The 26361-nt window shown below is 65.5% G+C and carries 20 protein-coding genes; 7 read left to right on the plus strand and 13 right to left on the minus strand.

The features are described 5' to 3' along the window. Nucleotides 1-238 precede the first annotated feature (238 nt). On the plus strand, nt 239-1825 hold the full coding sequence (locus tag DNJ95_RS00090) for a methyl-accepting chemotaxis protein (RefSeq protein WP_165491624.1): 1587 nt from the start codon (nt 239-241) through the stop codon (nt 1823-1825). Further along, the gene (locus tag DNJ95_RS00095) at nt 1818-4340 is read left to right on the plus strand and encodes a sensor domain-containing protein (protein WP_131182691.1); all 2523 of its coding nucleotides are present in this window, start codon (nt 1818-1820) and stop codon (nt 4338-4340) included. The genes DNJ95_RS00090 and DNJ95_RS00095 overlap by 8 nt, the downstream gene beginning before the upstream one ends. Before the next feature lie 11 nt (nt 4341-4351). Here DNJ95_RS00095 and DNJ95_RS19620 read toward each other — a convergent pair whose 3' ends face one another. Then, nucleotides 4352-5848, minus strand: a complete 1497-nt coding sequence (locus DNJ95_RS19620) for a methyl-accepting chemotaxis protein (protein ID WP_207388766.1) — start codon at nt 5846-5848, stop codon at nt 4352-4354. A 10-nt stretch (nt 5849-5858) separates the two neighbouring features. Then, nucleotides 5859-6380: a PAS domain-containing protein gene (locus DNJ95_RS00105; RefSeq protein ID WP_131182693.1), complete on the minus strand. Its 522-nt coding sequence runs from the start codon at nt 6378-6380 to the stop codon at nt 5859-5861. Between the two features lie 417 nt (nt 6381-6797). Here DNJ95_RS00105 and DNJ95_RS00110 point away from each other — a divergent pair, with 417 nt between their 5' ends. Further along, nucleotides 6798-7187: an RNA-binding S4 domain-containing protein gene (locus tag DNJ95_RS00110; protein ID WP_131182694.1), complete on the plus strand. Its 390-nt coding sequence runs from the start codon at nt 6798-6800 to the stop codon at nt 7185-7187. 4 nt (nt 7188-7191) lie between these two features. Here DNJ95_RS00110 and DNJ95_RS00115 read toward each other — a convergent pair whose 3' ends face one another. Beyond that, on the minus strand, nt 7192-7986 hold the full coding sequence (locus tag DNJ95_RS00115; protein WP_242671965.1) for a phosphatase PAP2 family protein: 795 nt from the start codon (nt 7984-7986) through the stop codon (nt 7192-7194). A gap of 229 nt (nt 7987-8215) precedes the next feature. Between DNJ95_RS00115 and DNJ95_RS00120 the strand changes: the two genes are divergently transcribed. The 3 genes from DNJ95_RS00120 to DNJ95_RS00130 all read left to right on the plus strand — a co-directional run bounded on the left by DNJ95_RS00120 (nt 8216) and on the right by DNJ95_RS00130 (nt 13065). Next, complete coding sequence (locus DNJ95_RS00120) at nt 8216-10441, plus strand: primosomal protein N' (RefSeq protein ID WP_131182695.1); 2226 nt, start codon at nt 8216-8218, stop codon at nt 10439-10441. Between the two features lie 215 nt (nt 10442-10656). Beyond that, nucleotides 10657-12399 carry an arginine--tRNA ligase gene (argS, locus tag DNJ95_RS00125; protein ID WP_131182696.1) on the plus strand — a complete coding sequence of 581 codons (1743 nt, stop codon included), beginning with the start codon at nt 10657-10659 and terminating at the stop codon, nt 12397-12399. Next, nucleotides 12400-13065, plus strand: a complete 666-nt coding sequence (locus DNJ95_RS00130) for an SPOR domain-containing protein (protein WP_131182697.1) — start codon at nt 12400-12402, stop codon at nt 13063-13065. It begins immediately after the preceding gene. Between the two features lie 77 nt (nt 13066-13142). Here the strand turns inward: DNJ95_RS00130 and DNJ95_RS00135 are convergent, their stop codons facing one another. The 4 genes from DNJ95_RS00135 to trxA all read right to left on the minus strand — a co-directional run bounded on the left by DNJ95_RS00135 (nt 13143) and on the right by trxA (nt 17617). Next, a complete protein-coding gene (locus DNJ95_RS00135; RefSeq protein ID WP_131182698.1) occupies nt 13143-14108 on the minus strand; it encodes a CDP-6-deoxy-delta-3,4-glucoseen reductase in 966 nt (321 codons plus the stop codon). 139 nt (nt 14109-14247) lie between these two features. Continuing rightward, nucleotides 14248-15714, minus strand: a complete 1467-nt coding sequence (gene ubiD / locus DNJ95_RS00140) for a 4-hydroxy-3-polyprenylbenzoate decarboxylase (protein ID WP_131182699.1) — start codon at nt 15712-15714, stop codon at nt 14248-14250. Nucleotides 15715-15816: 102 nt separating this feature from the next. Further along, on the minus strand, nt 15817-17076 hold the full coding sequence (gene rho / locus DNJ95_RS00145) for a transcription termination factor Rho (RefSeq protein ID WP_131182700.1): 1260 nt from the start codon (nt 17074-17076) through the stop codon (nt 15817-15819). Between the two features lie 214 nt (nt 17077-17290). Continuing rightward, nucleotides 17291-17617, minus strand: a complete 327-nt coding sequence (trxA, locus tag DNJ95_RS00150) for a thioredoxin TrxA (protein ID WP_131182701.1) — start codon at nt 17615-17617, stop codon at nt 17291-17293. A 452-nt stretch (nt 17618-18069) separates the two neighbouring features. Here trxA and ppx point away from each other — a divergent pair, with 452 nt between their 5' ends. Beyond that, nucleotides 18070-19569, plus strand: coding sequence for an exopolyphosphatase (gene ppx / locus DNJ95_RS00155; RefSeq protein ID WP_131182702.1), 1500 nt, complete (start codon nt 18070-18072; stop codon nt 19567-19569). A gap of 110 nt (nt 19570-19679) precedes the next feature. Here the strand turns inward: ppx and DNJ95_RS00160 are convergent, their stop codons facing one another. The 6 genes from DNJ95_RS00160 to DNJ95_RS00185 all read right to left on the minus strand — a co-directional run bounded on the left by DNJ95_RS00160 (nt 19680) and on the right by DNJ95_RS00185 (nt 26209). Further along, the gene (locus tag DNJ95_RS00160; RefSeq protein ID WP_131182703.1) at nt 19680-19958 is read right to left on the minus strand and encodes a DUF2218 domain-containing protein; all 279 of its coding nucleotides are present in this window, start codon (nt 19956-19958) and stop codon (nt 19680-19682) included. Next, entirely contained in the window at nt 19955-20755 is an 801-nt protein-coding gene (locus DNJ95_RS00165; protein ID WP_131182704.1) for an ABC transporter ATP-binding protein, read from the minus strand. The genes DNJ95_RS00160 and DNJ95_RS00165 overlap by 4 nt, the downstream gene beginning before the upstream one ends. Continuing rightward, the gene (locus DNJ95_RS00170) at nt 20752-21792 is read right to left on the minus strand and encodes a FecCD family ABC transporter permease (protein ID WP_131182705.1); all 1041 of its coding nucleotides are present in this window, start codon (nt 21790-21792) and stop codon (nt 20752-20754) included. The genes DNJ95_RS00165 and DNJ95_RS00170 overlap by 4 nt, the downstream gene beginning before the upstream one ends. Further along, nucleotides 21785-22903, minus strand: coding sequence for an ABC transporter substrate-binding protein (locus DNJ95_RS00175; protein ID WP_207388765.1), 1119 nt, complete (start codon nt 22901-22903; stop codon nt 21785-21787). The genes DNJ95_RS00170 and DNJ95_RS00175 overlap by 8 nt, the downstream gene beginning before the upstream one ends. An 11-nt stretch (nt 22904-22914) precedes the next feature. Further along, the gene (locus DNJ95_RS00180) at nt 22915-23850 is read right to left on the minus strand and encodes an alpha/beta hydrolase (protein ID WP_131182706.1); all 936 of its coding nucleotides are present in this window, start codon (nt 23848-23850) and stop codon (nt 22915-22917) included. 151 nt (nt 23851-24001) lie between these two features. Then, complete coding sequence (locus tag DNJ95_RS00185) at nt 24002-26209, minus strand: TonB-dependent siderophore receptor (RefSeq protein ID WP_131182707.1); 2208 nt, start codon at nt 26207-26209, stop codon at nt 24002-24004. Nucleotides 26210-26361: the final 152 nt, after the last annotated feature.

Consider the following 26361-nt stretch of genomic DNA (forward strand, 5'->3'; position numbering starts at 1 on the left):
ACCCTGCGATACGCTAATCACATGCCACCAATGATATTCAGGCAACGACAGCGGGCATTCGATCATTGCCGGACGCCATTACAAGGCAATTTTCCAAGCGGGCCAGTTTATGCAGCACAGCTCACAGGCTGCGTACCCCCGTATTCGGCAACGGACAATTCTAGCGGCATCGGCGTGGCGATACATCGGCAGATGCATGAAGTCAGCTCAACGCGCTCGCCGCGCATCAAGGGAAAGCATGCGCAACAACCAGCCCATCACGGACAATGAGGTGGACTTCGCGCATCACGCGCGCCTGATCACGACCACCGACCTGCAAGGTAACATCACCTTCGCCAACGAAGACTTCGTCGCCGTCTCGGGCTTCAGCCGCCAGGAACTGGTCGGCCAGCCGCACAACATCATCCGTCACCCGGACATGCCCGCCGCCGCCTTCGCGGATATGTGGCAGGCATTGCGGGCCGGCAGGTCGTGGCGCGGCCTGGTCAAGAACCGTTGCAAGAACGGCGACTTCTACTGGGTGGACGCCTATGTCACCCCGATCATGCGCAATGGCGAAACCATCGAATACCAGTCGGTACGTACCCGCCCAGCCACGGCGGCGCGCCAGCGCGCCGACAGGCTCTACCCGGCCTGGCGCCAGGGGCGCCTGCCCTGGCACCTGCGCCATCGGCCGCAACCCTGGGCCAGGCGCCTGTTGCTGCTGAGCGTCCTGCCCCTGCTGGGGTTGGCGGCACTGGCACTCTCGCACGACCAGCCGGGGCTGGGCGCTATCACCATCGCCCTGGCCATCGCCAGCGGCGCCTTCACCCGGTACATGCTGGAACCGCTGCGCGGGCTGGCACGCACGTGCCGCATCCAGGCGCGACACCCACTGCTGACCTACCTCTATAAAGGGCGCCGCGACGAATGGGGCGACATCGGACAGGCGCTCGACGACAGCCATGCACAGATGAGCGCCATCGTTTCCCGCCTGCAGAACACCTGCCATTACCTGCAGCGATCCCGGGACCGCAGCGATGATTTCCTGCGACAGTCCAACCAGGCGATCCAGGGCCAGGGCCAGGACGTGCAACAAATCGCCGAAGCCATGCAGCGACTGCTGGACAGCCAGCAGCAGGTACTGGAAGCCTCGGCGCGCAGCGCCGAGACATCCAGCGACTCGCGCCAGGCCACCCTGCGCGGACGCGAGCAACTGGACCACATGGTACAGGCTATCGGCTCGCTGGCAGGCTCCCTGCATGGTGCGCGGGAAACCACCGATGCACTGGCCAGGCGCAGCGAGGGCATCGTCAAGGTGATCGACGTGATCACCGCCGTCGCCGAACAGACCAACCTGCTTGCGCTCAACGCGGCCATCGAGGCGGCACGCGCCGGCGAGGCCGGCCGGGGCTTCGCCGTGGTGGCCGACGAGGTACGCGCCCTGGCCCGCCGCACCCATGACTCGACCCGGGAAATCCGCGAGATCGTCCTCGGCCTGGAAGATGACACCCAGGCTTGCGTGACGGCCATTTCCAACGGAGTGGAAGCCTCCACGCAGACCGTCGAACTGGCACGGGAAACCGACCAGTCGCTGGGCCTGATCCTCGACACCATCGGCCATATCCATCAACTGGCCAGCGCCGTCGACCAGGCCACCCACGAGCAGGCCGCAATCAGCCAGCAGACCGACCAGCAGATGCAGACCCTGCGCGGCAGCGCGCAGAACGCCGTCGAGGCCAGCCGGGAAGCGGGACGCGAGGCCGACCGACTCGGCTGGCAGGTGGACAACCTGAACGCCCTGGCCGAACACTTCAACCGCCAGTTGCAACGCACCGATGGTTGACAGACGAGAGCGCCAGCACGGCGACGGCACGCCTGCGGATATCCACCGGCAAATGCTGGAGCAGGGTATCGAACAGAGCATCGACGCAGTCGTGGCCATCGACGCGCACAACCGCGTCAGCCACTTCAACGCCGCCGCCGAATGCCTCTGGGGCTATTCGCGGGAACAGGTGCTGGGCCGCAACGTCAGCATGCTGGTGCCGCCGGAACTGCATGGCCAGCACGATGGCTACATCGACAACAACCGCAGGACCGGCCTCAACAAGATCGTCGGCACCAGCCGCGAAGTACCGGTGATCCGCCAGGATGGCGAAAGACGCTGGGCGCTGATGTCCATTTCACGCATCGAAGTCTCCGACCTGGTGCTCTACAGCGCGGTACTGCGCGATGTGACCGAACAGCGCCACATGCGCGAGGAATTGCGCCTGCTGTCACTGGCGACCCATGAGACGGGTAACGCCGTGATCATCTTCGACGAGCGGCAACGTATCCGCTATCTGAACCGGGGCTGCGCGAAGCTCCTGGGTTGGCACGCCCAAACCCGCCTGGGCGAGGACTTTCTCGACAGCCTGCTGCGCGACTCGCCGCTGCAGGAGCAGGCCGCTGGCCTGCGGGCACAACTGGAACAGGGCCTGCAACAGGACATTCTGCTGCGCGACAGCAACGGCAGGCCCCTGTGGTGCGCCCTGGTGGTCAACGGTATCCGTGACGCACGGGGCGGCTTCCAGCATGGCGTGGCCGTACTCACGGAGATTACCCAGGCCAAGATGTACGAGGTACTGCAACTGAAGGTCATGGACGCCCTGCTGCAGGAAACCGAACCGCACCAGGTGCTCGACCTGCTGTGCCAAGAGGCCCATCACCTGGCCCCGGACCTGGCCCTGGCAATCGTTCGCCGGCACCCCGGACATACGCTCGAGGTGCTGGCCAGTTGCGGTCTTTCCGCGGAACTGACGGAGGCACTGGAGCGGCTGGAGGACGGAGCACTGGGTACGCTCCACGGCGGCCAGACCCGACTGTGGCAGCAGGAACGGCCCGACCTGGGGCTTGGCCCCACACTGGTCAGGCAGATCGCCCTGCACAAGGATTACCACGAACTGCTGCTGAGCTTCCAGGCCGCGCCAGCGCAGGAAAACCCGTTCCACACACACCTGGAGGGCCTGTGCGTCCACCTGGCCCGGCTGACGCTGGAGCGTGCCCAGGCGCAGACCCATATCCGCCAACTGGCCTTCTACGACCCGCTGACCGGACTGCCCAACCGCGCCCAGCTCAACCTGCATGCCAATACGCTGCTGGCCAGCGCCCGCAACACTGCAAAGCCCCTTGCGGTGCTGTTCATCGACCTGGACCATTTCAAGCAGGTCAACGATTCCCTCGGGCATGCCGCCGGCGACGACCTGCTGTGCGCGATCGCCCGCCGCCTGCGTGACAGCCTGCGCGAAGACGACACCCTGGCGCGCCTTTCCGGCGACGAATTCATCGCCATCCTCGGCCAGACATCCAGCCGCCAGGCGGCCGATACCGCCGAGCGGCTGTTGCAGGCGATCAGCCAGCCACTGGCGATCGTCGGGCAATCCCTGTCGCCCAGCGCCAGCATCGGTATCAGCCTCTACCCCGGCGATGGAGAAGACCTGCCAAGCCTGCTGCGGCATGCCGACCAGGCCATGTACCAGGCCAAGAAAGCCCGGCGCGGCAGCTTCGGATTCTTCCAGGCCGAACTCGACCGCCAGGCCCGCGAGCGCCTCAAGCTGGAGCAGGAGCTGCACCAGGCGCTGAAGGATGGCCAGCTACAATTGCATTACCAGCCCCAGCTCGAGCTGGAAAGCCTGCGCGTGCGCGGGGTCGAGGCACTGTTGCGCTGGCAGCATGAGCGACTGGGCATACTCTCCCCCGCCCGCTTCATCCCACTGGCCGAAGAGTGCGGCCTGATCATCCGGATCGGCCACTGGGTGCTGAATGAAGCCTGCCGGCAGATGGCGGACTGGCGCCGGCGCGGCATCGAGATCCCCAACATCTCCATCAACCTCTCCGCCCAGGACTTCCACCAGCGCGACCTGTCCCTGATACTCGGCAGCGCCCTGCAGCAGCATGCGCTGTGCAGCGGCGACATGACCCTGGAACTGACCGAAAGCCTGCTGATCGACGGCCACCCGGTCACCCTGGAAAATCTCGACACCCTGCAGACTTGCGGCATCCGCCTGGCGATGGACGATTTCGGCACCGGCTACTCCAGCCTCGGCTACCTGCGGCGCCTGCCGGTACGCGAACTGAAACTCGACCGGCTGTTCGTCTGCGACCTGGAACAGGACGACGAAGCCCGCGCCCTGACCCAGGCCGTCATCCACATCGGCGACAGCCTGGGCCTGGATGTCATCGCCGAGGGCGTGGAAACCCCGCGCCAGATGCAGATATTGCAGCAACAGGGCTATCGCTTCGCCCAGGGCTACCTGTTCGCCCCCGCGCTCCCCCCCGAAGAGCTGGAGAGCTGGCTGAGCAGCCACAAGCTTGAAGCCTGAAGCTCAAGAACCTATGTCCGCCCGTGCCGCTCGACCACCATCGCATCGATGGCGCCGAGCACTTCGGCGCTGGCCAGCTCGGCCTCGCGCATCGCCACCATCATGCGTTCGCACACCTTGGGGTCGCGTTCCCAGTCCTGCTCCAGCAAAGCCAGCACCTCATGCACCCGTTCGTGCACCCGCTGGTTGGGCTTGTCCATGCTGCGGAAGGCTTCGGTACCGGAAAAACGCGCGCGCCCGGTGCCCTCGTGGTACCAGCGGCCGAGTTCGGAGGAGTTCGCATCCTGGCGCGCCACCGCGGCCACCGCGTCTTCGCCGTTGCCCTCGATCGCGGTGTAGGCGTTCTGCATGTACAACACATGATCGAGCTTGGCCAGCGAGGCATCGGCCAGGTCCTTGGCACGGGCGAGCAGGCCCAGGGTGCACTCGGTCGACTCGGCGAAGCGCAGGAAACGCGCGCGGAATTCGCTGACCTGCCCGGCCGCGGCAACCGATACGTCGCTGGCCTGGCCGGTCTGCTCGATCATGCCGCCCACCCGTCCACGCAGGCTCTCGATGATCGTGCCGACTTCGGTCGCCGCGCTCTTGGTACGCTCCGCCAGCTTGCGCACCTCATCGGCCACCACGGCGAAACCACGCCCATGTTCGCCTGCGCGCGCGGCCTCGATGGCGGCATTGAGCGCCAGCAGGTTGGTCTGGTCGGAAATCTCCGCGATGATCAGGATGGTGCGGTCGATATGGCGACTGGCATCCCCCAGCTCCTCGGCCGCCTGGCGCATCTGCGTCATGCGCTCGCCGATGCCTTCCAGGGCGCTGCCGATGGCCTCGGTGGTCTGCCGGCTTTCACGTGCGGCGCTGAGGTTGTCATCGGCGATCCGGGTGACCTCGTCCATTTCCCGGCTCACCGAGCTGAGATCGGCCTGGTTGCCCTGCAGGTTGCCGAGCAGCTTGCTCATGTTGAGCCCGTGCATACCGGAACTGAGGCGGTTGCGCGCGATGTAGTGCGCGTTGTCCTCCATCGCCTGCAGGGCCTCGTTGATACGCTGCAGGGAGTCGGCGAACTGCCCCGGCATCGCGCCGTCCAGCGCCCGGCGATGGTATTCGCCGCCGGCAGCGCGGGTAAAACAGGTGTTCACTTCCTTGAAGTAGGTTTCCACCAGGTCGAACATTTCGTTCAGTTCCCAGGCCACCAGCCCGATCTCGCCCAGCTTGGCCGTACGTGTGACGCGCTGGTGCAACCGTCCCTGGCGCCCTTCGTGGAGCACCTGGCGCATGACCCTCAAGGTCTCCAGCGGACGGCGGAACTGCTGCAGGGTGAACAGGGCGAACAGCGCCGTCGCCAGCGGAAAGACGACATGCAGATAGCTGAATCCGCTGCGCAGGCTTTCGATCACTGCCAACGCGGCAATGGCTATCCAGAAGACCGCGCAGGCGACGGCGAAGCGCCGCGCAAGAAACAGAGAGTGCCGGCTGAGGTGGTGCTGGCCGGATTCCACGGTGTGTCGCATGATGCGCTCCTCAACCCAACTGCAAGGCAAGAACGAAACGTTCGTAGGATTGCTGCCCCAGGCGCTCGGCAAGATAGGCGCGGGAAGCCTCGATGGCCCGGGCCGGGCCGGCATTGCTCTCGACCGCGAGCATATCCGCGTACAGGGCCTGGATCGTCGCCACACCTCTGGCCGACGGCCTGCGTCGCACGGAAAAATAGCCCACCACCTTCCCGCCCGGCTCCTGGTCCGGCGTGACATTGGCGAACACCCAGTAATGATCGCCGTTGGCCGTCAGGTTCTGGATAAAACCGAAGAACTCCTGCCCGGACTTGAGGGTTTCCCACATCATGTGGAACACCCCGCGCGGCATCTGCGGATGGCGGACGATATTGTGCTGGATCCCCAGCAGGTCAGGCTCGGCGAAGTCGGAAATACGCATGAACGGCCGGTTGGCGTAGATGATGCGCCCCTTGAGGTCGGTCTTACTGATGATCTGTTCATTGTCACCGAGCCTGACCTCGCGGCCGGTCAGTGCAACCTTGCTCTTCATGTTCGCAGTTCTCTCATATGCGGCTGCCCGCAAAATACAACAAACTATGCATACATATATAGTGCAATTCGATTCCCACGGGAGATGCACTTCCCAAGAGACAACTTCCCATTGTCTTTGCAGTATCTGACAAGGAAATGACCGCGCCTGCGCTCAGGCGGGCAGACGCCCATGCGGGGACAGGGACCGATGCGACCGTGAGTGAAGCGGAAGCAGACCCTAAGGAAAGTCAGGGGAAGACTTCTTGACGTATAGCAAAACAATATCACTTCATCCGGCAGCTTCCCGCCGCGGGCTGCTCGCGCGACACGCCGCGAAAGGCCGGGGAACACACGGGAAGGCCCATATCCTCATCGGCGCAATGACCGTATGCTTTCGCTCCACGCACGCGGAGAGCGCTATCTATGGGTGAAACCGATGAGTGAAGAAGACAAGATCCGCCTGGACAAATGGCTGTGGGCCGCACGCTTTTTCAAGACCCGCGCCCTGGCCAAGACGGCCATCGAGGGCGGCAAGGTGCATTGCCGGGGTGAACGTTGCAAACCGTCCAGGGAACCGAAGATCGGCGACGAACTGCTGATCCGCAGCGGCTTCGACGAGCGCACCGTGGTCATCATCGCGCTCTCGGCAGTCCGCCGTGGCGCCCCCCAGGCCCAGCAACTCTATGAAGAAACCGCCGACAGCCTGGCCCGCCGCGAACGTGCCACGGCCTTGCGCAAGGCCGGCGCCCTCGGCTTGCAGACGGAAGGCCGGCCAACCAAGAAACAGCGGCGCCAGCTCCACCAGTTGCGCGACGGCGCGCAGTAGCCGTTCAGGGCTGGCGGAACAACGCCAGTTTCCGCACCAGGGGAATCTGCGCACCCAGCGACAGGAAAGGCCGCGCGAGCAGCTCCAGCAACCTGGCGATCTGCGCCCCCAGCGGCGTGCAATAGCCCCAGCCCAGAGCCAGCAACGCGATGGCCAGCCCGCCGACCAGGTCGTCACTCAGCCAGTGCGCCCCCGCCACCAGCCGCGGCAGCATGAACAGCGCAGCCAGGCCCAGCACCAGAACTCGCCAACGCCCCCGCGCGAACATCGCCATGAACAGCCCCCACAACAGCAGCACAGAGGCATGATCCCCCGGGAAGCTGCGGCGTGAACGGTCCTTGATCTCCAGCACCCGCTCCAGTGCCGGAAAGTGATCGCTCAGTTGATAGGCGCCCTCGAATGCCAGTGAAGGGCTGACATGCTGCCAACCCAGTGGCCCGGCCATCCGGTCGAACAGCACGCGAATGACCAGCAGCACCAGCAGCAGAGCCAGGAACGTGAACAGCGCGGCCCGCACCTGGATCGACTCGAACACCGCGCCATGGTGAATCAGCAAGACCAGCATCACGGCGCCCACCAGGATATCGGACAAGCGGGTGCTGGCTAGCGCCCAGCCCCCGTCCCACAAGTTCGAATGCCCCAGAGAGCCGTTCAGCCACTGGAAGACGGCGGCATCCAGTTGGTCCCAGCCGGCCCGGCTCGGCCCCCATAGCCAACTGGCCATCAGCACAATGGCGGCGAGATGGCAGAACAACAGGGGCTTGGCGCGCCAGCGCGCCACGGGAAACAGGGTAGACACGGAAACTCCAACGCATGGGCATGCGAACTCAGCGAAGACGGAAGCCCCCCGATACACGAGGCGAAGCGACCCTATCCGCCACAGCAGCAGGCCGCCAGCACAAAACGAAGTTCATTCAGCGCTCGTTCAGCTATGCTGCCGCAAACCCGCCCACCATCGCCGGATAGGGCCGAACGGCTTTTTACGCGATACTGCGCCACCGCCCGAAGCACCACACAAGGATTCGCCTGTGCCCGGACCGATACTGCGCCTCGCCCTACCCTCACCGCTGCGCCGCCTGTTCGACTATCTACCGCCTGCGGGCGTACCCGCGTCGTCCTTGCGCCCGGGCGTGCGCCTGCGGGTACCGTTCGGGCGCCGCGAGGTGATCGGCATCCTGGTCGAGAGCGGCGAGCACAGCGAAGTCCCGGCCGACAAGCTGAAAGCGGCGACGGAACTGCTCGACGGCCAGACGCCGCTGCCGGAATCGCTGCTGCGCCTGTGCCAGTGGACCGCGCGCTATTACCAGCACAGCCTGGGCGACACCCTGAGCTGGGCGCTGCCGGTGCTGTTGCGCCAGGGGGAACCTGCCGAAGCGCGCCAGGAGCAGGTATGGCACCTGGCCGAGGGCGCCAGCGCCGACGACCCGCGCCTGGCGCGCGCGCCGCGCCAGCGCGAAGCGCTCAAGGCCATCGCCCAGCATGTGCACGGCGTGCCACAGGCACTGCTGGGTAAACTGCAGTTGAACCGCAGCAGCCTGGAGCTGTTGCTGGAAAAGGGCCTGCTGCGCATCGAGATACGCCGCTGCAATGCCCCACCCGCCCCGCACCATGGCAGTTGGCTGCTGCAACCGGCGCTGACCTTCAACGATGAACAACGCATCGCCTTCGAAGCGGTACGTGCCAGCCTCGGCAGCTTCCACCCGTTCCTGCTGGCGGGCATCACCGGCAGCGGCAAGACCGAGATCTACCTGCAACTGATCCAGGCCGTGCTGGAGGCGGGCAAGCAGGCCCTGGTGCTGATTCCGGAAATCAACCTCGGGCCGCAGACCCTGGCGCGCTTCGAACGGCGCTTCAATGCACGCATCGCCCTGCTGCACTCCAACGTCAGCGACCGCGAGCGCCTGGACATCTGGCTGGCGGCCCGCGATGGCGAGGTGGATATCGTCATCGGCACCCGCTCGGCACTGTTCACGCCGCTGAAGTCGCCCGGCCTGATCATCCTCGACGAAGAACACGACGCTTCCTACAAACAACAGGAGGGCCTGCGCTACCATGCCCGCGACCTGGCCCTGGTGCGCGCGCGCCAGGAACAGGTGCCGATCCTGCTCGGCTCGGCCACGCCCTCGCTGGAAAGCCTGCACAACGCCCATGCCGGGCGCTATGCGCTGCTCAAGCTGACCCGTCGCGCCGGCGGCGCCAGCGCGCCCCGCTTCCTGCGCCTGGACGTGAAGAGCCGCCCACTCGACTCGGGCATCTCCGGGCCGCTGCAGCAGGCCATCGCCCAGACCCTGCAGGCCGGCCAACAGGTACTGGTGTTCCTCAACCGCCGCGGCTTCGCGCCGACCCTGCTGTGCCACGATTGCGGCTGGACCAGCCAGTGCCAGCGCTGCGATGCGCGCATGACCCTGCACCAGCGCCACAGCGAACTGCGCTGCCACCACTGCGGCCATGTACAACGCCAGCCCCTGCGCTGCCCGGACTGCGGCAAGGTCGACCTGCGCCCGGTGGGCGCCGGCACCGAACGCGCCGAGGAACGCCTGAACACCCTGTACCCCGACTACCCGGTGCTGCGCATCGACCGCGACAGCACGGCGCGCAAGGGCTCGATGGAAAAGCTGCTGGCCACCATCAACCGGGGCGAACCCTGCCTGCTGGTCGGCACCCAGATGCTGGCCAAGGGGCATCACTTCCCCCGTGTCACCCTGGTGGCGATCCTCGATGCCGATGGCGGCCTGTTCTCCGCCGACTTCCGCGCCAGCGAACGCATGGCGCAACTGATCGTGCAAGTCGCCGGCCGCGCCGGCCGCGCCGGCGAGCCCGGCAAGGTGATCATCCAGAGCCATATGGCCGACCATCCGCTACTGGTGCAACTGACCGAGCAGGGCTACTTCGCCTTTGCCGAACAGGCCCTGTCGGAACGCAGGGCGGCCAGCCTGCCGCCATTCAGCCACCTGGCCCTGCTGCGCGCCGAAGCGCACAAGCCGGGCCAGGCGGAAGGCTTTCTCGACGCAGCCTGCCAGCAGGCCGAACGGCTGGTGAACGAACAGGGCCTGGGCGGCATCGAACTGCTGGGCCCGGTACCCGCCCCGATGGAGCGCCGCGCCGGCCGTTACCGCGCGCAACTGCTGCTGCAGAGCAACACCCGCCCGGCCTTGCACCAGTTGCTGGGCACACTGCTGCCACATATGGAACAACTGCCGGGCGGCCGGAGCGTGCGCTGGTCGCTGGATGTGGATCCGATAGATCTGTTTTGAGCGGCAAGCCACAAATTGCAAGCGGCAAGGTGCTTCGATAAAAGCGCTGGAGGCTGGAAAGCTGAACGAAGAACACCGATTGCCAGGCTCTTTCGTCCAGCCTCCAGCCTTCCAGCGCTGTTTGCGCTTTTCCTTGCCGCTTGTGGCTTGCAGCTTGCCGCTGCTTCTATAATGCGCAGTTTGCGACCAATGCCCCCGGACGACCCGAGCAGACCATGAAAGACAGCATCCGCCACCTGATCCAGCACGCCCTCGACCGCCTGAGCGCCGAGGGCGTGCTGCCCGCCGGGCCGGCACCGGCCATCCAGGTGGAAAACACCCGGGACAAGAGCCACGGGGACTTCGCCAGCAATATCGCGCTGATGCTGGCCAAGCCCGCCGGCCTGAAACCCCGCGAGCTCGCCGAGAAGCTGATCGCGGCGCTACCGGCCGATGCCGGCATCAGCAAGGTGGAAATCGCCGGGCCGGGCTTCCTCAATTTCTTCCAGAATACCGCCGCGCTGGCCGAGCGCCTGGACGCCGCCCTCGCCGACGAACGCCTCGGCGTGCGCAAGGCCGGCCCGCTCCAGCGGGTGGTGGTCGACCTGTCGGCACCCAACCTGGCCAAGGAAATGCACGTCGGCCACCTGCGCTCGACCATCATCGGCGACAGCGCCGCACGGGTACTGGAATTCCTCGGCGACGAGGTGGTCCGGCAGAACCATGTCGGCGACTGGGGCACCCAGTTCGGCATGCTGCTGGCGTACATGCAGGAGCAGCCGGTGGATGACGGCGCCGGCCTGTCCGACCTGGAGTCGTTCTACCGCGCCGCCAAGAAGCGCTTCGACGAATCCGCCGAATTCGCCGACCGCGCCCGCGAACTGGTGGTGCGCCTGCAAGCCGGCGACAGCGACTGCCTGCGCCTGTGGCAACGCTTCAACGAAATATCCCTGAGCCACTGCCAGAGCGTCTACCAACGCCTGGGCGTGAAGCTGGGCATGGACGATGTAAAGGGCGAAAGCGCCTACAACGACGACCTGCCCAGGGTCGTGGAAGACCTGCGCGCCCAGGGCCTGCTGACCGAGAGCGACGGCGCCCTGTGCGTGTTCATGGAGCAGTTCCGCAATGCCGAAGGCAACCCGCTGCCACTGATCGTGCAGAAAGCCGGCGGCGGCTACCTCTACGCCACCACGGACCTGGCCGCCACGCGCTATCGCAGCCGCGTGCTCAAGGCCGACCGGGCGCTGTACTTCGTCGACCAGCGCCAGGCCCTGCACTTCCAGATGTTCTTCGCCGCCGCCCGCCTGGCCGGCTTCGTCGACCCGCACTTCGACATGGAGCACATGGGCTTCGGCACCATGAACGGTGCCGACGGCCGCCCGTTCAAGACCCGCGACGGCGGCACGGTGAAACTGGTCGACCTGCTCGACGAAGCCGAACTGCGCGCCTATGCCCTGGTCAAGGGCAAGAACCCCACGCTGGACGAAGCCGAACTGCGCCAGATCGCCCACGCGGTCGGCATCGGCGCGGTGAAATACGCCGACCTCAGCAAGCACCGCACCAGCGACTACAGCTTCAACTTCGAGCATATGCTCAGTTTCGAGGGCAATACCGCACCCTACCTGCTGTACGCCTACACCCGCGTGGCGAGCATCTTCCGCAAGCTGGACGGCGACCTCGACGCGCCGCTGGAAGGCCGCATCGCCCTGCAGGCCGAACAGGAACAGGCACTGGCCGCCAAACTCGCGCAGTTCGCCGAAGTGCTCAACGGCGTTGGGGAAAAGGGCGTGCCGCACCTGCTGTGCGCCTACCTGTACGACCTGGCCGGCCTGTTCTCCAGCTTCTACGAACACTGCCCGGTGCTTACCGCCGAAGACCCGGCCACCCGCCAGAGCCGCCTGCGCCTGGCCGCCCTGACCGGCCGCACGCTGCGCCAGGGTCTGCAACTGCTGGGCCTGGAAACCCTGGAGCGCATGTAAGTGGCCAGGAAGAAACCCGCCCCCAAACGCGGCGCCAGCCGTTACCAGGCGCCGCAGAAAAAGCCCGTGCCCGGTTGGGTATGGCTGCTGTGCGGCCTGCTGATCGGCGGCTTCGTGGTGTTCCTGATGAACCTGGAGCCGGCCGGGGATGAAGTCAAACGCCCCCGCGAAGACGCCAGGAAGAGCGAGGCGCCCAAGCCTTCGGCGACGCGCCCGGACCAGCAGGCCAAACCCAAGTACGACTTCTATACGCTACTGCCCGAGTCGGAAGTGATACTGCCGCCGGAAGCGGAAAAACCGGCGGCCCAACCGCCCAAACCGGTGACCCCTGAGCAAGCCGCCAGGATCGACGAAGCCCGCGCCCAGGCGGCCCTCAACGGCGAGGTGCCGCCACCGGCGCCCGCGGTGGTCGCCAAGGCGCCGACCACCCAGTTGTTCCTGCAGGCCGGCTCGTTCCGCAAGCAGGGCGATGCCGACCAGGTGCGCGCGGAGATCCTCCTGCACGGGCACAACGTGCGGGTGGAAAGCGGTACGGTCAAGGGTGAAACCTGGTACCGCGTGCTGGTCGGCCCCTTCGCCAGCCGCGAACAGATGAGCAAAGCCCAGCAATCGCTGGCCGGCAACGGCTACAGCAACCTGCTGCCACAGCAACGGCAGGCGAACTGAGCCAAGGCTGGAGGCGGGACAAGCTTTTCCGGCTTTTCGTCCAGCCTTCCAGCCTATGGCGCTCTTTTCGGCTTTATCTATCTAGGCGCATAGGCGAAGACATCGGCGCGCATCTGGTGCGCATCCATCCCCGCCTCGACCAGCGCATCCAGCGTACCGTAGACCATGGCCGGCGAACCGCTGGCATAGACGTGAAAACGCGACAGGTCGGGGAAATCCTCACGCACCGCTTCGTGCAGCAGGCCGCAGCGGCCGGACCAACCGCACAGCTCACTGACCACCTGGTGCAATACCAGCCCGGGCACCTGGCGCCACTCATTCCAATGCGGTAGCTGGTAGAAATCCTCCGGCGTGCGCGCCCCCCAGTACAGGTGTACGGGATGGGCAAAGCCGCTGCGCCGGCAATGCTCGATCAGGCTGTGCATCTGTGCCATGCCGGTGCCGGCCGCGATCAGTACCAGCGGCCCATCGGGCAATTGCGCCAGGTGGGTATCGCCGAACGGCATGCGCACCTGTGCGAAACCCTGGCGCCGCAGGAAGGCCAGCAACTCGATGGCCGAGCTTTCGCGCGCCAGCACATGCAATTCCAGCTCGCGCCCCTGCCCCGGTGCCGACGCCAGGGAAAAAGCCGACTCGCCGCCATCCTCGCGGCGAATCAGCAGGTACTGCCCGGCGTGATAACGCGCAGGCCTGCCCGCTGGCGCCAGCAGGCGCAGGCGAAACACATCCCCGCCCACGTCCTCGCAGGCAAGCACCTGGCAGGCCAGCTCGCGCTCCGGCAGTTCACCGAGCGCCAGCACACCGTCCCAGAGCACCACGCAATCCTCCAGGGGCACCGCCATGCAGGCGAAGAACTCGCCATGATCGAGAACAACACCCTGTTGTTGCATGCGCCCCTCGACCAGCAAGGCCTCACACACATGGCAATTGCCATTACGGCAACCATGGGGGCATTCATAGCCGAGGCGCCGGGCGGCCTCCAGAAGGGTTTCGCCAGCGCGCACCTCCAGCACGGCGCCGCAAGGCTGCAAGGTCACTTTCATCTGCACGTCACATCAAGACAAAATTGCCAGGAGGCATTCCGGCATCGTGCCGGCGATGGCCCGCTGGGTGGCGGCCGGGTATGGCAAACCACAAAAAGCCCCCGGTCGATGCCGGGGATTCAGTTATAGGAAGCCGGAATCAGTCCAGCCCCAGTTGCGGCCACAACTCGTCGACCCGCGCCGTCACGGCAGGGTCCTTGACGATGGCGCGGCCCCACTCGCGGCTGGTTTCCCCCGGCCACTTGTGTGTCGCATCCAGCCCCATCTTCGACCCCAGGCCGGACACCGGCGAGGCGAAGTCGAGGTAGTCGATCGGCGTATTCTCGATCATCACCGTATCGCGCTTGGGGTCCATGCGCGTGGTGATGGCCCAGATCACGTCGTTCCAGTCCCGGGCATTGATATCGTCGTCGGTGACGATGACGAACTTGGTGTACATGAACTGGCGCAGGAACGACCAGACCCCCAGCATCACCCGCTTGGCATGGCCGGGGTACTGCTTCTTCATGGTCACCACCGCCATGCGGTAGGAGCAGCCTTCCGGTGGCAGGTAGAAGTCGGTGATCTCCGGGAACTGCTTCTGCAGGATCGGCACGAACACTTCGTTCAGCGCTACGCCAAGGATCGCCGGCTCGTCCGGCGGGCGCCCGGTATAGGTACTGTGATAGATGGCATCTCGACGGCGGGTGATGCGCTCGACGGTGAACACCGGGAAGCGGTCCACCTCGTTGTAGTAGCCGGTATGGTCGCCATAGGGACCTTCATCGGCTGTCTCGCCCGGGTATATGTGCCCTTCGAGGATGATCTCGGCGCCAGCCGGCACCTGCAGGTCGCTGCCGATGCATTTGACCAGCTCGCTACGGTTGCCGCGCAGCAGCCCGGCGAAGGCATATTCGGAAAGGCTGTCGGGCACCGGCGTCACCGCCGCGAGGATGGTCGCCGGATCGGCGCCCAGCGCCACCGCCACCGGATAGGGGCGGTCCGGGTACTTCTCGCACCACTCGCGGAAGTCCAGGGCGCCGCCACGGTGACTGAGCCAGCGCATGATCACCTTGTTGCGGCCGATCACCTGCTGGCGATAGATGCCGAGGTTCTGCCGCTCCTTGTTCGGCCCGCGGGTGACCGTCAGGCCCCAGGTGATCAGCGGCGCCACATCGCCGGGCCAGCAGGTCTGCACCGGCAGTTGCCCGAGGTCGACATCCTCGCCCTCGATGATCACTTCCTGGCACACCGCATCCTTGCGCACCTTGGGCGCCATGGACAGCACCTTGCGGTAGATCGGCAGCTTCGACCAGGCATCCTTGAGCCCCCTGGGCGGCTCCGGCTCCTTGAGCATCGCCAGCAGCTTGCCGATCTCGCGCAGGGCGGACACATCGGCGGCGCCCATGCCCAGCGCGACCCGCTGCGGCGTACCGAACAGGTTGCCCAGCACCGGCATGGCGAAACCGAGCGGCTTCTCGAACAGCAAGGCCGGCCCCTGCTTGCGCAGGGTCCGATCGCAGATTTCGGTCATTTCCAGCACCGGCGATACCGGCGCCTGGATACGCTTCAACTCGCCGCGCGCCTCGAGGGCGCGGATGAAATCTCTCAGATCGCGATATTGCATGGCCTCTCGCACTGTTCGCTGGAGGCTGGAGGCTGGAGGCTGGACGACAAGCACGTCGTCCAGCCTCCAGCCCTCAGCCCCAGGCGGCTTGCCGCCTGTCGGTCACTTGCGTCTCATCGACATGAAGAATTCGTCGTTGGTCTTGGTGTCTTTCAGCTTGTCGAGGAGGAACTCGATGGCGGCGATTTCGTCCATCGGGTGCAGCAGCTTGCGCAGGATCCACATGCGCTGCAGTTCGTCCTCGGCGGTCAGCAACTCTTCGCGGCGGGTGCCGGAGCGGTTGATGTTGATGGCCGGGAACACACGCTTCTCGGCGATACGACGGTCCAGTTGCAGCTCCAGGTTACCGGTGCCCTTGAACTCCTCGTAGATCACCTCGTCCATCTTCGAACCGGTTTCCACCAGCGCAGTGGCGATGATGGTCAGCGAACCACCTTCCTCGATATTGCGCGCGGCGCCGAAGAAGCGCTTGGGCTTTTCCAGCGCATGGGCATCGACACCACCGGTCAGTACCTTGCCGGAGCTGGGGATCACGGTGTTGTAGGCACGCGCCAGGCGGGTGATGGAGTCGAGCAGGATGACCACATCCTTCTTGTGCTCGACCAGGCGCTTGGCCTTCTCGATCACCATTTCGGCCACCTGTACGTGGCGGGTCGGCGGCTCGTCGAAGGTGGAGGCGACCACTTCGCCACGCACGGTGCGCTGCATCTCGGTCACTTCTTCCGGGCGCTCGTCGATCAGCAGGACGATCAGGTGGCACTCGGGGTTGTTGCGCGTGATATTGGCCGCGATGTTCTGCAGCATGATGGTCTTGCCCGCCTTCGGCGGCGCGACGATCAGCCCGCGCTGGCCCTTGCCGATCGGCGAGGCCAGGTCGATGACACGGCCGGTCAGGTCCTCGGTGGAGCCGTTGCCGGCCTCCATGATCAAACGCTTGTTGGGGAACAGCGGCGTCAGGTTCTCGAAGAGGATCTTGTTCTTGGCGTTTTCCGGACGATCGTAGTTGATCGAGTCCACCTTGAGCAGGGCGAAATAACGCTCGCCTTCCTTCGGCGGGCGGATCTTGCCTACGATGGTGTCGCCGGTACGCAGGTTGAAGCGGCGGATCTGGCTGGGCGAGACATAGATGTCATCCGGGCCGGCCAGGTAGGAAGAATCGGCGGAGCGCAGAAAACCGAAGCCATCCTGGAGGATTTCCAGAACGCCATCCCCGGAGATTTCCTCACCGCTCTTCGCATGCTTTTTCAGCAGGGAGAAAATCACGTCCTGCTTGCGCGAACGGGCCATGTTTTCGATGCCCATCTGTTCGGCCATTTCCAGCAGTTCGGTGATGGGCTTTTGCTTGAGTTCGGTCAGATTCATAGAGAGATGATCAGGAAGGATATGAAAGCGTTGGGCTTTGTCGACCGCGCAGCAGAATACGAACGGGTCGTCGTGCTATAGGAGAGGCGGCGGCGTGCAGGAAGCGACAGCCAAGAGGAGGTGTCGCGAAGCGGAATCTAGCACGCACCGGAGCATTCGTCCAGAACGCGCTCACTAAAAGCCCCGACAGGAATAGGGGCTTTTGCATGACGCCTCAGATGTTGCTGTCCAGGAAGGCGGCGAGCTGGGACTTGGAGAGGGCACCGACCTTGGTCGCCTCGACACTGCCGTTCTTGAACAGCATCAGGGTCGGGATACCGCGCACACCATACTTCGGCGGCGTTTCCTGGTTCTCGTCGATATTCAGCTTGCAGACTTTCAGCTTGCCCTGATAGTCCTTGGCGACCTCGTCGAGAATCGGCGCGATCATCTTGCAGGGGCCACACCACTCCGCCCAGTAGTCGACCAGAACGGGGCCATCTGCCCGGAGGACGTCCTGCTCGAAACTGCTGTCAGTGACGTTGTTGATGTATTCGCTCATGGATGCTCTCCAGATCGGAACATGAAAAGTGGGCGACATCATAGCCCGCTCGGGCCAGGATCGAAAGCGCCATACCATATAGCCTCGCAATGGCTCCCTAAAACGAAAACTATCATGGCGCCCGAGCGAACTGGCGCTCATGCCCGAACAGGAGCAAAGCGGCGGCCCCTGGCACGGAGCCGCTGAAACCTCCCTGCAACATCCGTGTAATACCATCGCCGGGCGATCGCACCATGCCGTCCCCCAGTGGCAGGTCGACTCGATAAAGGCGCGGGAGGCTGGATGAAAGGCGCCTACTGCGCCATCGTTCGTTCAGCCTCCAGCTTCAGGCGCTCTTGCCGGCTGTATCAGGATGCGCGCCGAGCCTGCCGCGTGGGGACGGGAGAGCCGAACGCGTTGGCGGATGCGAACGATCGTGTCAGGATGATGATGTTTTGCACCGAGAGAAGCCCATGCGCCACAGCTCCCCCGAATCACACCCATTGATTGCGGCCCTCGACCTGGGCTCCAACAGTTTCCATATGGTGCTGGCGCGTACCAGCAACGGCGAAATGCGCATCCTCGAACGTCTGGGCGAGAAAGTACAACTGGCGGCGGGGCTGGACGAGTTGCGCAACCTCGACGAGAACGCCATGCAGCGTGGCCTCGACTGCCTGCGGCGCTTCGCGCAACTGGTCAACCACCTGCCTGAGGGCGCGGTACGCGTGGTCGGTACCAACGCCCTGCGCGAGGCGCGCAACCGCGCGGAATTCATCCGCCGTGCCGAAGAGATACTCAACCACCAGGTCGAGGTGATCTCCGGTCGCGAGGAAGCGCGCCTGATCTACCTCGGCGTGGCCCATACCTTTCCCTGCTCGCCGGGCAAGCGCCTGGTGGTCGATATCGGCGGCGGCAGTACCGAGTTCATCATCGGCGAAGTGTTCGACTCGCACCTGCGTGAAAGCCTGCAGATGGGCTGTGTCAGCTTCACCCAGCGCTACTTCCGCGACGGCAAGGTAACCCCCGCACGCTATGCCCAGGCCTACACCGCCGCACGCCTGGAGTTGATGGGTATCGAACAGGGCCTGCATCGCCTCGGTTGGCAGGAAGCGATCGGCGCCTCAGGCACCATCCGCGCCGTCGGGCTGGCGATAAAGGCCGGCGGGCACGGCAACGGCGAGGTCAACCGGGCCGGCCTCGCCTGGCTCAAGCACAAGGTATTGAAACTGGGCGACGTGGAAAAGATCGACCTCGAAGGCGTCAAGGCCGATCGACGTAGCGTATTCCCCGCCGGGCTGGCCGTTCTCGAAGCCATCTTCGACGCACTGGAGCTGTCCAGTATGAGCCACTCCGAAGGCGCGTTGCGCGAAGGCGTGCTCTATGACCTGCTGGGCCGCCAGCACCAGGAGGACGTGCGCGACCGCACCCTGAGCTTTCTCATGGAGCGCTACCACGTCGATACCGAACAGGCGGCTCGCGTCGAAGGCAAGGCGCTGGAAGCCTTCGACCAGGTGGCCGATGACTGGAAGCTCGACGAAGGCCATCGCGAACTGCTGGCCTGGACGGCGCGCATCCACGAGGTGGGGCTGGATATCGCCCACTATCACTACCACAAGCATGGCGCCTACCTGATCGAGCACTCGGACCTGCCCGGCTTCTCGCGGCGGGACCAACTGATGCTGGCGTCGCTGGTGCGCGGGCATCGGCGCAATATCCCGAAGGACAAGTTCGCGGAATTCGGCGATGAAGGCATCAGGCTGCTGCGCCTGTGCGTACTGCTGCGCTTCGCCATTCTCTTCCACCATATACGCAGCGACCAGGCGATGCCCGAGGTCAGGCTGAAGGCGGGAGAACAGAGCCTCGAGGTACGCTTTCCGGAAGGCTGGCTGGAGGCCAACCCGCTGACCCTGGCGGACTTCCAGGCCGAGGCCGACTGGCTGCAGCGGATCGGTTTCAGCCTGAAGATACGCTGAAGGCTGCAAGCTGCAAGCTGCAAGCTGCAAGCTGCAAGCCCGATCAGCCTGGGCGGGGCCTTGCTCCCGCCAAGTCCTTTTCGTTTCGCTCTCGCTGCAGGCCTGGCGCTCTACAACCACTGAATGACCAGCCCCTCCTGCCGTGAGAAACGCGGCAGGTGATCGTCCAGCACCGCCCGCATGCGCGCCAGCGACTCGGCGTCCGCCGCCTGGCACTCGAAGCGCAGCAGGTCCGGCTCGGCCCGCATCAGGCAGTGCCCATAGGGAAAGTCCGCCCGTGCCTGCCGCTCATCGAACTCGACGCTGATCTTGTGGCGGAAATGCTTGCACAGCTTGGTCATGTACAGGGAGGCCGAGGCAGTCGCGACTGTGCCATGCAGATGGATCATGCAGGATTCTCTCGTTGTGGGATGGGCAAGGCGCGGTCGGCCAGCACCAGGCTGAACCCCTGCGAACAACGTTCGACCCGCCCCTCGATACCGTAGGCACGCCGCAGCAACTCGCTGTCGAGCACTTGCTGCGGACAGCCGGCGGCCAGCAGCCCCTCTTCGCCCAGCATTACCAGGTGATCGCAGAAGCGCAGCGCCAGGTTGATGTCATGGATCGCCAGCAAGGCCACGGCCCCCTGCTCCCGGGTGATCTGGCGCACGGTCTGCAATACCTTGAGTTGCCAGCGCAGGTCGAGGGCGCTGGTCGGCTCGTCGAGCAGCAACAGGCGTGGCCGGCGCACCAGCACCTGGGCCAGCCCGACCATCTGCCGCTGCCCGCCGGACAGCTCGTCGAGCCGGCGCATCGCCAGCGACTGCAGATCGAGCACGGCGAACAGTTCGGCGATCGCTCGCTGCAGCTCGGCGGGCGCCAGCCCCGAAGGGACCGCGCGATTGGCCGCCAGCACCGTTTCATAGGCCAGCAACGAACTGCCCTGCGGCAGGGTCTGCGGCAGGTAGGCAATCATCCCGGCACGCTGTGCGGCGCCATGCCGGGAAATATCCAGGCCATCCAGCTCGATATGGCCCGAGGCCGGCTGCAACCCGGCCAGCGCCCTGAGCAGGGTCGACTTGCCGACGCCATTGGCGCCGACCAGCGCCACCAGCGAACCGCTCGGCAAGGGCGGCAGGCTCAGGTCACGGAGAATATGCCGGCGGCCATAGCCAGCCGTCAGTCCATTCACCAGCAGGCCGCTCATCGGCGCCTCCGCTGGCCGAGGATCAGCCCCATGAACAGCGGGATGCCGACCAGCGCGGTGACGATGCCGACCGGGATCACCAGCCCCGGGATCAATGCCTTGCTGGCGATCGACGCCAGCGACAGCATCAGCGCCCCGACCAGGGCGCTGCCCGGCAGGTAGAAGCGATGGTCCTCGCCCAGCAGCAGGCGGGCGATATGCGGCGCCACCAGGCCGACGAAGCTGATGGTGCCGACGAAGGCCACCGCCACCGCGGCCAGCAGGCTGACCCGCAGCAGCACGATCATGCGCAGGCGGTCGACAGCGATCCCGGCACTGCGCGCCTGGTCCTCGCCGGCGCGCAGCGTGGTCATCGCCCAGGCCCGACGCAGGGAGAACGGCAGGCACAAGGCGAGCACCACGGCGACGATGGCGACCTTGTCCCAGGTCGCGCGGCCCAGGCTGCCGAAGGTCCAGAACACCACCTGCTGCAGGGTATCGCTGTCGGCCATGAACTGGATCAGCGCCACCAGCGCCTCCAGCGCGAAGACCATGGCGATGCCGAACAGCACCACGGTTTCCACGCCGTTGCCGTAGCTGCGCAGCAATAGCTGGATCAGCAGGATCGAACCGGCCGCGCAGGCGAACGCGCCCAGCGGGATGCTGTAGGTATGCGGCAAACCGGGCAGGTACAGGTTGAAGACGATCACCAGCGAGGCGCCCAGGGTCGCCGCCGCCGACACGCCCAGGGTGAACGGGCTGGCCAGCGGGTTGTTCAGCGCCGTCTGCATTTCCGCACCGGCCAGGCCGAGCGCGGCGCCGACCACCAGCGCCATCACCGCATAGGGCATGCGCACGTCCCAGAGGATCACCGCTTCGCCCAGGCTCAGCGCGCCCGGGTCGAGAATGCCCCGCAGCACATCCGCCAGCCCCATGGACGAAGGGCCGTTGGCCACGTCGAACACCAGGCTGGCGAGGATCGCCGCCAGCAATGACAGCAGCAGGATCAGGCGCCGGCGCAGGAAACGCCGGTAGGCCCGGGCCAGGCGGTCAGTCATTCAGGTCGACCCAGTAGGCGCCATGCAACGGCACCGGCTGGAAGCGCCGGTAAAGCTCGGCAAGCGTCCGCTGCGGGTCGATGCCCTGCATTTCCTGCGGATGCAGCCAGGCCGCGATGGCCTGCACCGCCGCGACATTGAACGGCGAATTGTAGAAGTGGTGCCAGATGGCGTGGGCGCGCCCCTGCTCGACGGCGGCCAGGCCGGCGAAACCGGGGCGCCCGAGGGCATGGCGCAACGAACGTCGAGCCACCTCCTCGTCCGCGCCGACGCCCAGCACCACGCGCCCGGGCTGGTCGCCAAGATGCCCGACCGAACCGATGGCAGTGGCAATATAGACCTCGGGCTGCGCCTGCAGCAGGTATTCCATGCTGAGCATGCCACTGGTGCCGGGAATCTTGTCCTGGGCCAGGTTACGCCCGCCAGCCGCATCGACATAGTCGGCGAACAGGCCGTGGGCGATACTTTCGCAACACTCGTCGTTCAGGCCGACGCGGCTTTCGAGAAACACCACCGGCCTGGTCTGGCTGCGCGCCACGGCCGTCCGGACCTTGGCCATTTCCTCCTGGTAGAATGCGACGAACTCATCGGCCACCTCGGTCTGCCCCAGCAGTTCGCCGAGTACCTGGATGCTGCGGGTGGTGTTCTCCAGCGGATTCTTGCGGAAGTCGACGAACACCACAGTGATGCCGGCGGCCTGCAGCCGGTCCAGCACCTCCTGCGAGTGCGGCGTCGGCCCGTGCCCTTCGAGGCCGAACAGCGCCACCTGCGGCCGCAGCGCGATGGTCTGCTCGATGCTGAAGGAATCCTCGCTGGAACGCCCGACACGCGGCACCTTGCCGATCTGCGGGAAGCGCTCGAGATACTGGGCATAGGTGGCCGGGTCGAGGCGCTCCAGTTCGCCGAACATGCCCACCACACGGCGCACCGGATCGTCACGGTCGAAGATCGCCAGGGTCGCCAGGTAACGACCCTCGCCGAGCACGATACGATCGACTTCGAGCGGCACCTGCACCTGGCGTCCGGCGACATCGGTCAGGGTCCGGGTTTGCCCGGCATGGGCCGGTAGCAGCGCAACCATCAGCAACAGCGATAACAGCAATCTCGACACGACGCTCTCCTCTATCTTTCATTCAAGCCGGCAGACAGGCGCAGCGCCTGGCGCAACGACAGCGGCAGCGTATCGCCATGCCCCTGCCCGGTGTATTCGCGGTACTCCACGGCCAGCCCGGGCAGCCGCTCCAGGCGGCGCGCCATTTGCTCCGCGGCATCGGCCGGCACTGCCGCCAGCGCCTGCCGGCGGGCATCCCGCAGGCGCGGATCGATGTCTGCCCCGGCGCTGCGCTCGACCGCGCCACGCAGGATCGACAGGCTCGCCGGCGGCCGCTCATCCAGCTCACGGTAACGGCGCTCGGCGTCCAGCAGCAGGCCGCCCTGCCACCATAGCGCCGGACTGGCTGCAACATAGTGGCGGTAGCCCCCGGGCTCGCCGAACAGGCTGTCGAGCACGAACAGACCGCCATAGGAGTGCCCCCAGAGCGTCTGGCGGGCGCTGTCCAGTGCGTACCGGGCGCTCACCCGGGGGCGCACTTCGCGCTCCAGCAGGCTGCGGAAAGCCACGGCCCCGCCAGCCGCGCGGTTGCGCACCGAGTCCTCGACCAGCAAGCCCTCCTGCCCCGCCGGAGCCGGCGTGTAGTCGTAGGTGCGCGCGCGGACATCGAAGCGCAGCGCCGTATCGTAACCGACCATCACCAGCAGCGGTGGATCGCCCTGTACCAGTTCGGCCAGCCATTCTTCCTGCAACTCAGCCAGCGCGGCATTGCCATCGAGCAGCCAGGCCACCGGGTAGCCGGCGGCAGGCGGCGCCTTGCGCGGTATGCCGAGGTCGATCCGGTAGTGGCGCAGGCCGTCGGCCGAGTCCAGTGCGAAGCGCTCGAAACGGTAATGCGCCGAACCCCGCTCGGCGAGGGTGTCGCCCACGGGGCGGGACAGATCGGGCTGCGCCAGCGCAATCACCGGCAGCAGCATCAGCGACAGGATATGAACCCAAGCTTTCATCCACTCTCCCCAAAATACATCCGCCCGGCCAGAGCCGGGCGGATGCCAGACCCAGGGTCCGGCGCAGGGTGCGCCATGCGCACCTGAATGATCAGCAACAGCCCTGGCGTGCACGGCACACCCTACGCAAACCGTCGCCGTTCACTGTCGATCAGAACGACGTGCTGACGCTGGCGTAGAAGGTACGCCCCGGCTCGTTGTAGGTGTAGGCCCCGGCCTCGCGGGCATTACCCTCGCGGTACAGGCGCTTGTCGAACAGGTTGCTGACCCCGGCGCCGAGGCTCCAGTTCCTGCTCAGCTCATAACTGCCACTCAGGCCGGCCAGTGCGTAGGGGGAAATCTCCCGGCGCGCATCGCCACTCAGCACATTCCCCTGATAGTCGTACTTGCCCGGCGTCTGCCGGCCATACCAGGTGACGGTGGCCTGCAGCGACAACGGGTCGGTGACCTGCCAGTCGAGTGTCGAGTTGACGGTGAACTCGGGAATGATCGACAGCGGCTCACCGGTTTCCTTGTTCTTCGACTGCAGCATATAGGTGAAGTTGGTGTTCCAATCCAGGCTGGCGGCCAAGGGCAGCTTGAGGTTGCCCTCGAAGCCCTCGACCACTGCGCGAGGAATGTTCACCCACTGGAATACGTTGGCGACCCGGGTGGTATTGCCCTGGGTGAAACTCACCGTGCCGACCGGCTCGCGGCCGGCCTCGACCTTGTCGCGGTAGTCGTTGCGGAACCAGGTGAAGCTGGCGTGGAGGTCGCCCGACTCGAACTCCAGGCCCAGTTCCTTGTTGACGCTGGTTTCCGCATCCAGCTTGTCGCTGCCCACCAGGAAGCAGCCGACGCCGGCATAGTCCCAGCAACCGATACCGTTACTGTACAGCGCGTAGGACGGGTTGCTCTGGTACAGGTTCGGCGACTTGTAGGCACGGGCGATACCGGCCTTGAAGGTGAAGCCCTCGCCCAGGCGCTGCGACAGGTTGAGCGACGGGCTCCAGTTGCTGCCGCTCAAGCTGTTGTGGTCGAAGCGCAGCCCCGGTGTGAGGATGGTGCCCGGAAGCAGCTCGATATTGTCCTCGATGAACAGCGAGGCGGTGCGCACCGAGATCCCACCGTCGAAACGGGTCGGATAGCCGATGCTCTGGATCGCGGCGAGGTCGGAGACTCCGTCCTCCATACGCTGCTCGCTCCACTCCGCACCCAGCGTCACGACCTGTTCGAACAGGCCGGACAGCGGCAGGCTGACCTCGCTGTGGGCGGTCAGGCTCTCCAGCTCGATAGTGCCGAAGTCAGTGCTGTAGATAGCGCCCTCGGGGCCGCCGGCGAGGCCTTCCTTGAGGCGGTTGTTGCGGGTGCGCTCGTACTGCAGGTAGTTCAGCGTGGAACCGAAATCCCAGTCGCCATGGTGGGTGACGGAATAGGTATTGCGATACATGCGGTTGGTTTCGCGGTCGAGCCAGGCGCCGCGGTAGTTATCCACCACGGCGCTGCCGGACAGGTTGTTCATGCTATCGCCGGTGTAGATATTGCCCTGGCGGCTGAAGCCGGCCTGCAGGTCGAGGGTCTGCGAGTCGTCGATCCGCCAGCTCAGGGTGCCATCGACATCGCGGTTACGCACCCCTTCGCGCCCCGCCAGGGCGGCATTGGAGGCACTGACCGCGCGGCCTTCGTTGATGTCGGCGGCGTCCGAGTCGGTCTTGTTCAGGTTGCCATAGACCCGATAGGACAGGTTGTCCGCCAGTGGCCCACTGAGGCCGAAGTTGATGCGCCGGGTCGCACCCTCCTCGTCATGCTGCGGCACGCTGGTATAGAGGCTCAGGTTGCCATGGTGCTCGATGCCGGCCTTCTTGGTGATGATGTTCACCACGCCACCCGCCGCGCCACTGCCATAGCGGGCCGCCGCCGGGCCGCGCAGCACTTCGATGCGTTCGATCTGCTCGGCCGGGACCCAGTTGGTGTCGCCACGGGTATCGCGATCGCCACGCCAGCCGTAGCGCACCGCATTGCGCGAACTCACCGGCTTGCCGTCGATGAGGATCAGGGTGTTCTCCGGGCCCATGCCGCGGATGTCGATCTGCCGGTTGTTGCCACGCGCGCCGGAGCCACTGTTGCCGGTCAGGTTGACCCCTGGCTGCTTGCGGATGATCTCGGCGATATCGTTGACCGCGCCACCCTTGCGGATGTCTTCCTCGGTGATGATGGAAACCCCGAGCGCCTGCTTCAGCTCTTCCTCGGCGGTGCCGAGCACTTGCGTGGCCTGCAGTTCGAGTGGCGCCTCGGCGGCCATGGCCAGCCCCGGACACGCCAGCAGAACCGCCAGGGCCAGCGGATTGAGCAGATGTTGCCGATACGGATTCGCGTACATGCTAAAGCCTCCCCCAATGATCGACTCCCGCAGGAGTTCGACATTCAATAATGCGAATGATTTGTATCAATATAGGACGGGGTGTAGTCTGCCACGCTCAACACGGCAAAAGTTTTGCGCATCCGGATTTGTTGTTTGCGCAAACACCACCT

Source organism: Stutzerimonas kirkiae, assembly GCF_004327335.1.
Classification (GTDB): domain Bacteria; phylum Pseudomonadota; class Gammaproteobacteria; order Pseudomonadales; family Pseudomonadaceae; genus Stutzerimonas; species Stutzerimonas kirkiae.

Excerpts from the sequence above, each read along its gene's own strand:
- DNJ95_RS00090 (WP_165491624.1), top strand. The coding sequence starts at position 239 with ATGCGCAACAACCAGCCCATCACGGACAATGAGGTGGACTTCGCGCAT.
- DNJ95_RS00095 (WP_131182691.1), top strand. The coding sequence starts at position 1,818 with ATGGTTGACAGACGAGAGCGCCAGCACGGCGACGGCACGCCTGCGGAT.
- DNJ95_RS19620 (WP_207388766.1), bottom strand. The coding sequence starts at position 5,848 with ATGCGACACACCGTGGAATCCGGCCAGCACCACCTCAGCCGGCACTCT.
- DNJ95_RS00105 (WP_131182693.1), bottom strand. The coding sequence starts at position 6,380 with ATGAAGAGCAAGGTTGCACTGACCGGCCGCGAGGTCAGGCTCGGTGAC.
- DNJ95_RS00110 (WP_131182694.1), top strand. The coding sequence starts at position 6,798 with ATGAGTGAAGAAGACAAGATCCGCCTGGACAAATGGCTGTGGGCCGCA.
- argS (WP_131182696.1), top strand. The coding sequence starts at position 10,657 with ATGAAAGACAGCATCCGCCACCTGATCCAGCACGCCCTCGACCGCCTG.
- DNJ95_RS00135 (WP_131182698.1), bottom strand. The coding sequence starts at position 14,108 with ATGAAAGTGACCTTGCAGCCTTGCGGCGCCGTGCTGGAGGTGCGCGCT.
- ubiD (WP_131182699.1), bottom strand. The coding sequence starts at position 15,714 with ATGCAATATCGCGATCTGAGAGATTTCATCCGCGCCCTCGAGGCGCGC.
- rho (WP_131182700.1), bottom strand. The coding sequence starts at position 17,076 with ATGAATCTGACCGAACTCAAGCAAAAGCCCATCACCGAACTGCTGGAA.
- trxA (WP_131182701.1), bottom strand. The coding sequence starts at position 17,617 with ATGAGCGAATACATCAACAACGTCACTGACAGCAGTTTCGAGCAGGAC.
- ppx (WP_131182702.1), top strand. The coding sequence starts at position 18,070 with ATGCGCCACAGCTCCCCCGAATCACACCCATTGATTGCGGCCCTCGAC.
- DNJ95_RS00160 (WP_131182703.1), bottom strand. The coding sequence starts at position 19,958 with ATGATCCATCTGCATGGCACAGTCGCGACTGCCTCGGCCTCCCTGTAC.
- DNJ95_RS00165 (WP_131182704.1), bottom strand. The coding sequence starts at position 20,755 with ATGAGCGGCCTGCTGGTGAATGGACTGACGGCTGGCTATGGCCGCCGG.
- DNJ95_RS00170 (WP_131182705.1), bottom strand. The coding sequence starts at position 21,792 with ATGACTGACCGCCTGGCCCGGGCCTACCGGCGTTTCCTGCGCCGGCGC.
- DNJ95_RS00180 (WP_131182706.1), bottom strand. The coding sequence starts at position 23,850 with ATGAAAGCTTGGGTTCATATCCTGTCGCTGATGCTGCTGCCGGTGATT.
- DNJ95_RS00185 (WP_131182707.1), bottom strand. The coding sequence starts at position 26,209 with ATGTACGCGAATCCGTATCGGCAACATCTGCTCAATCCGCTGGCCCTG.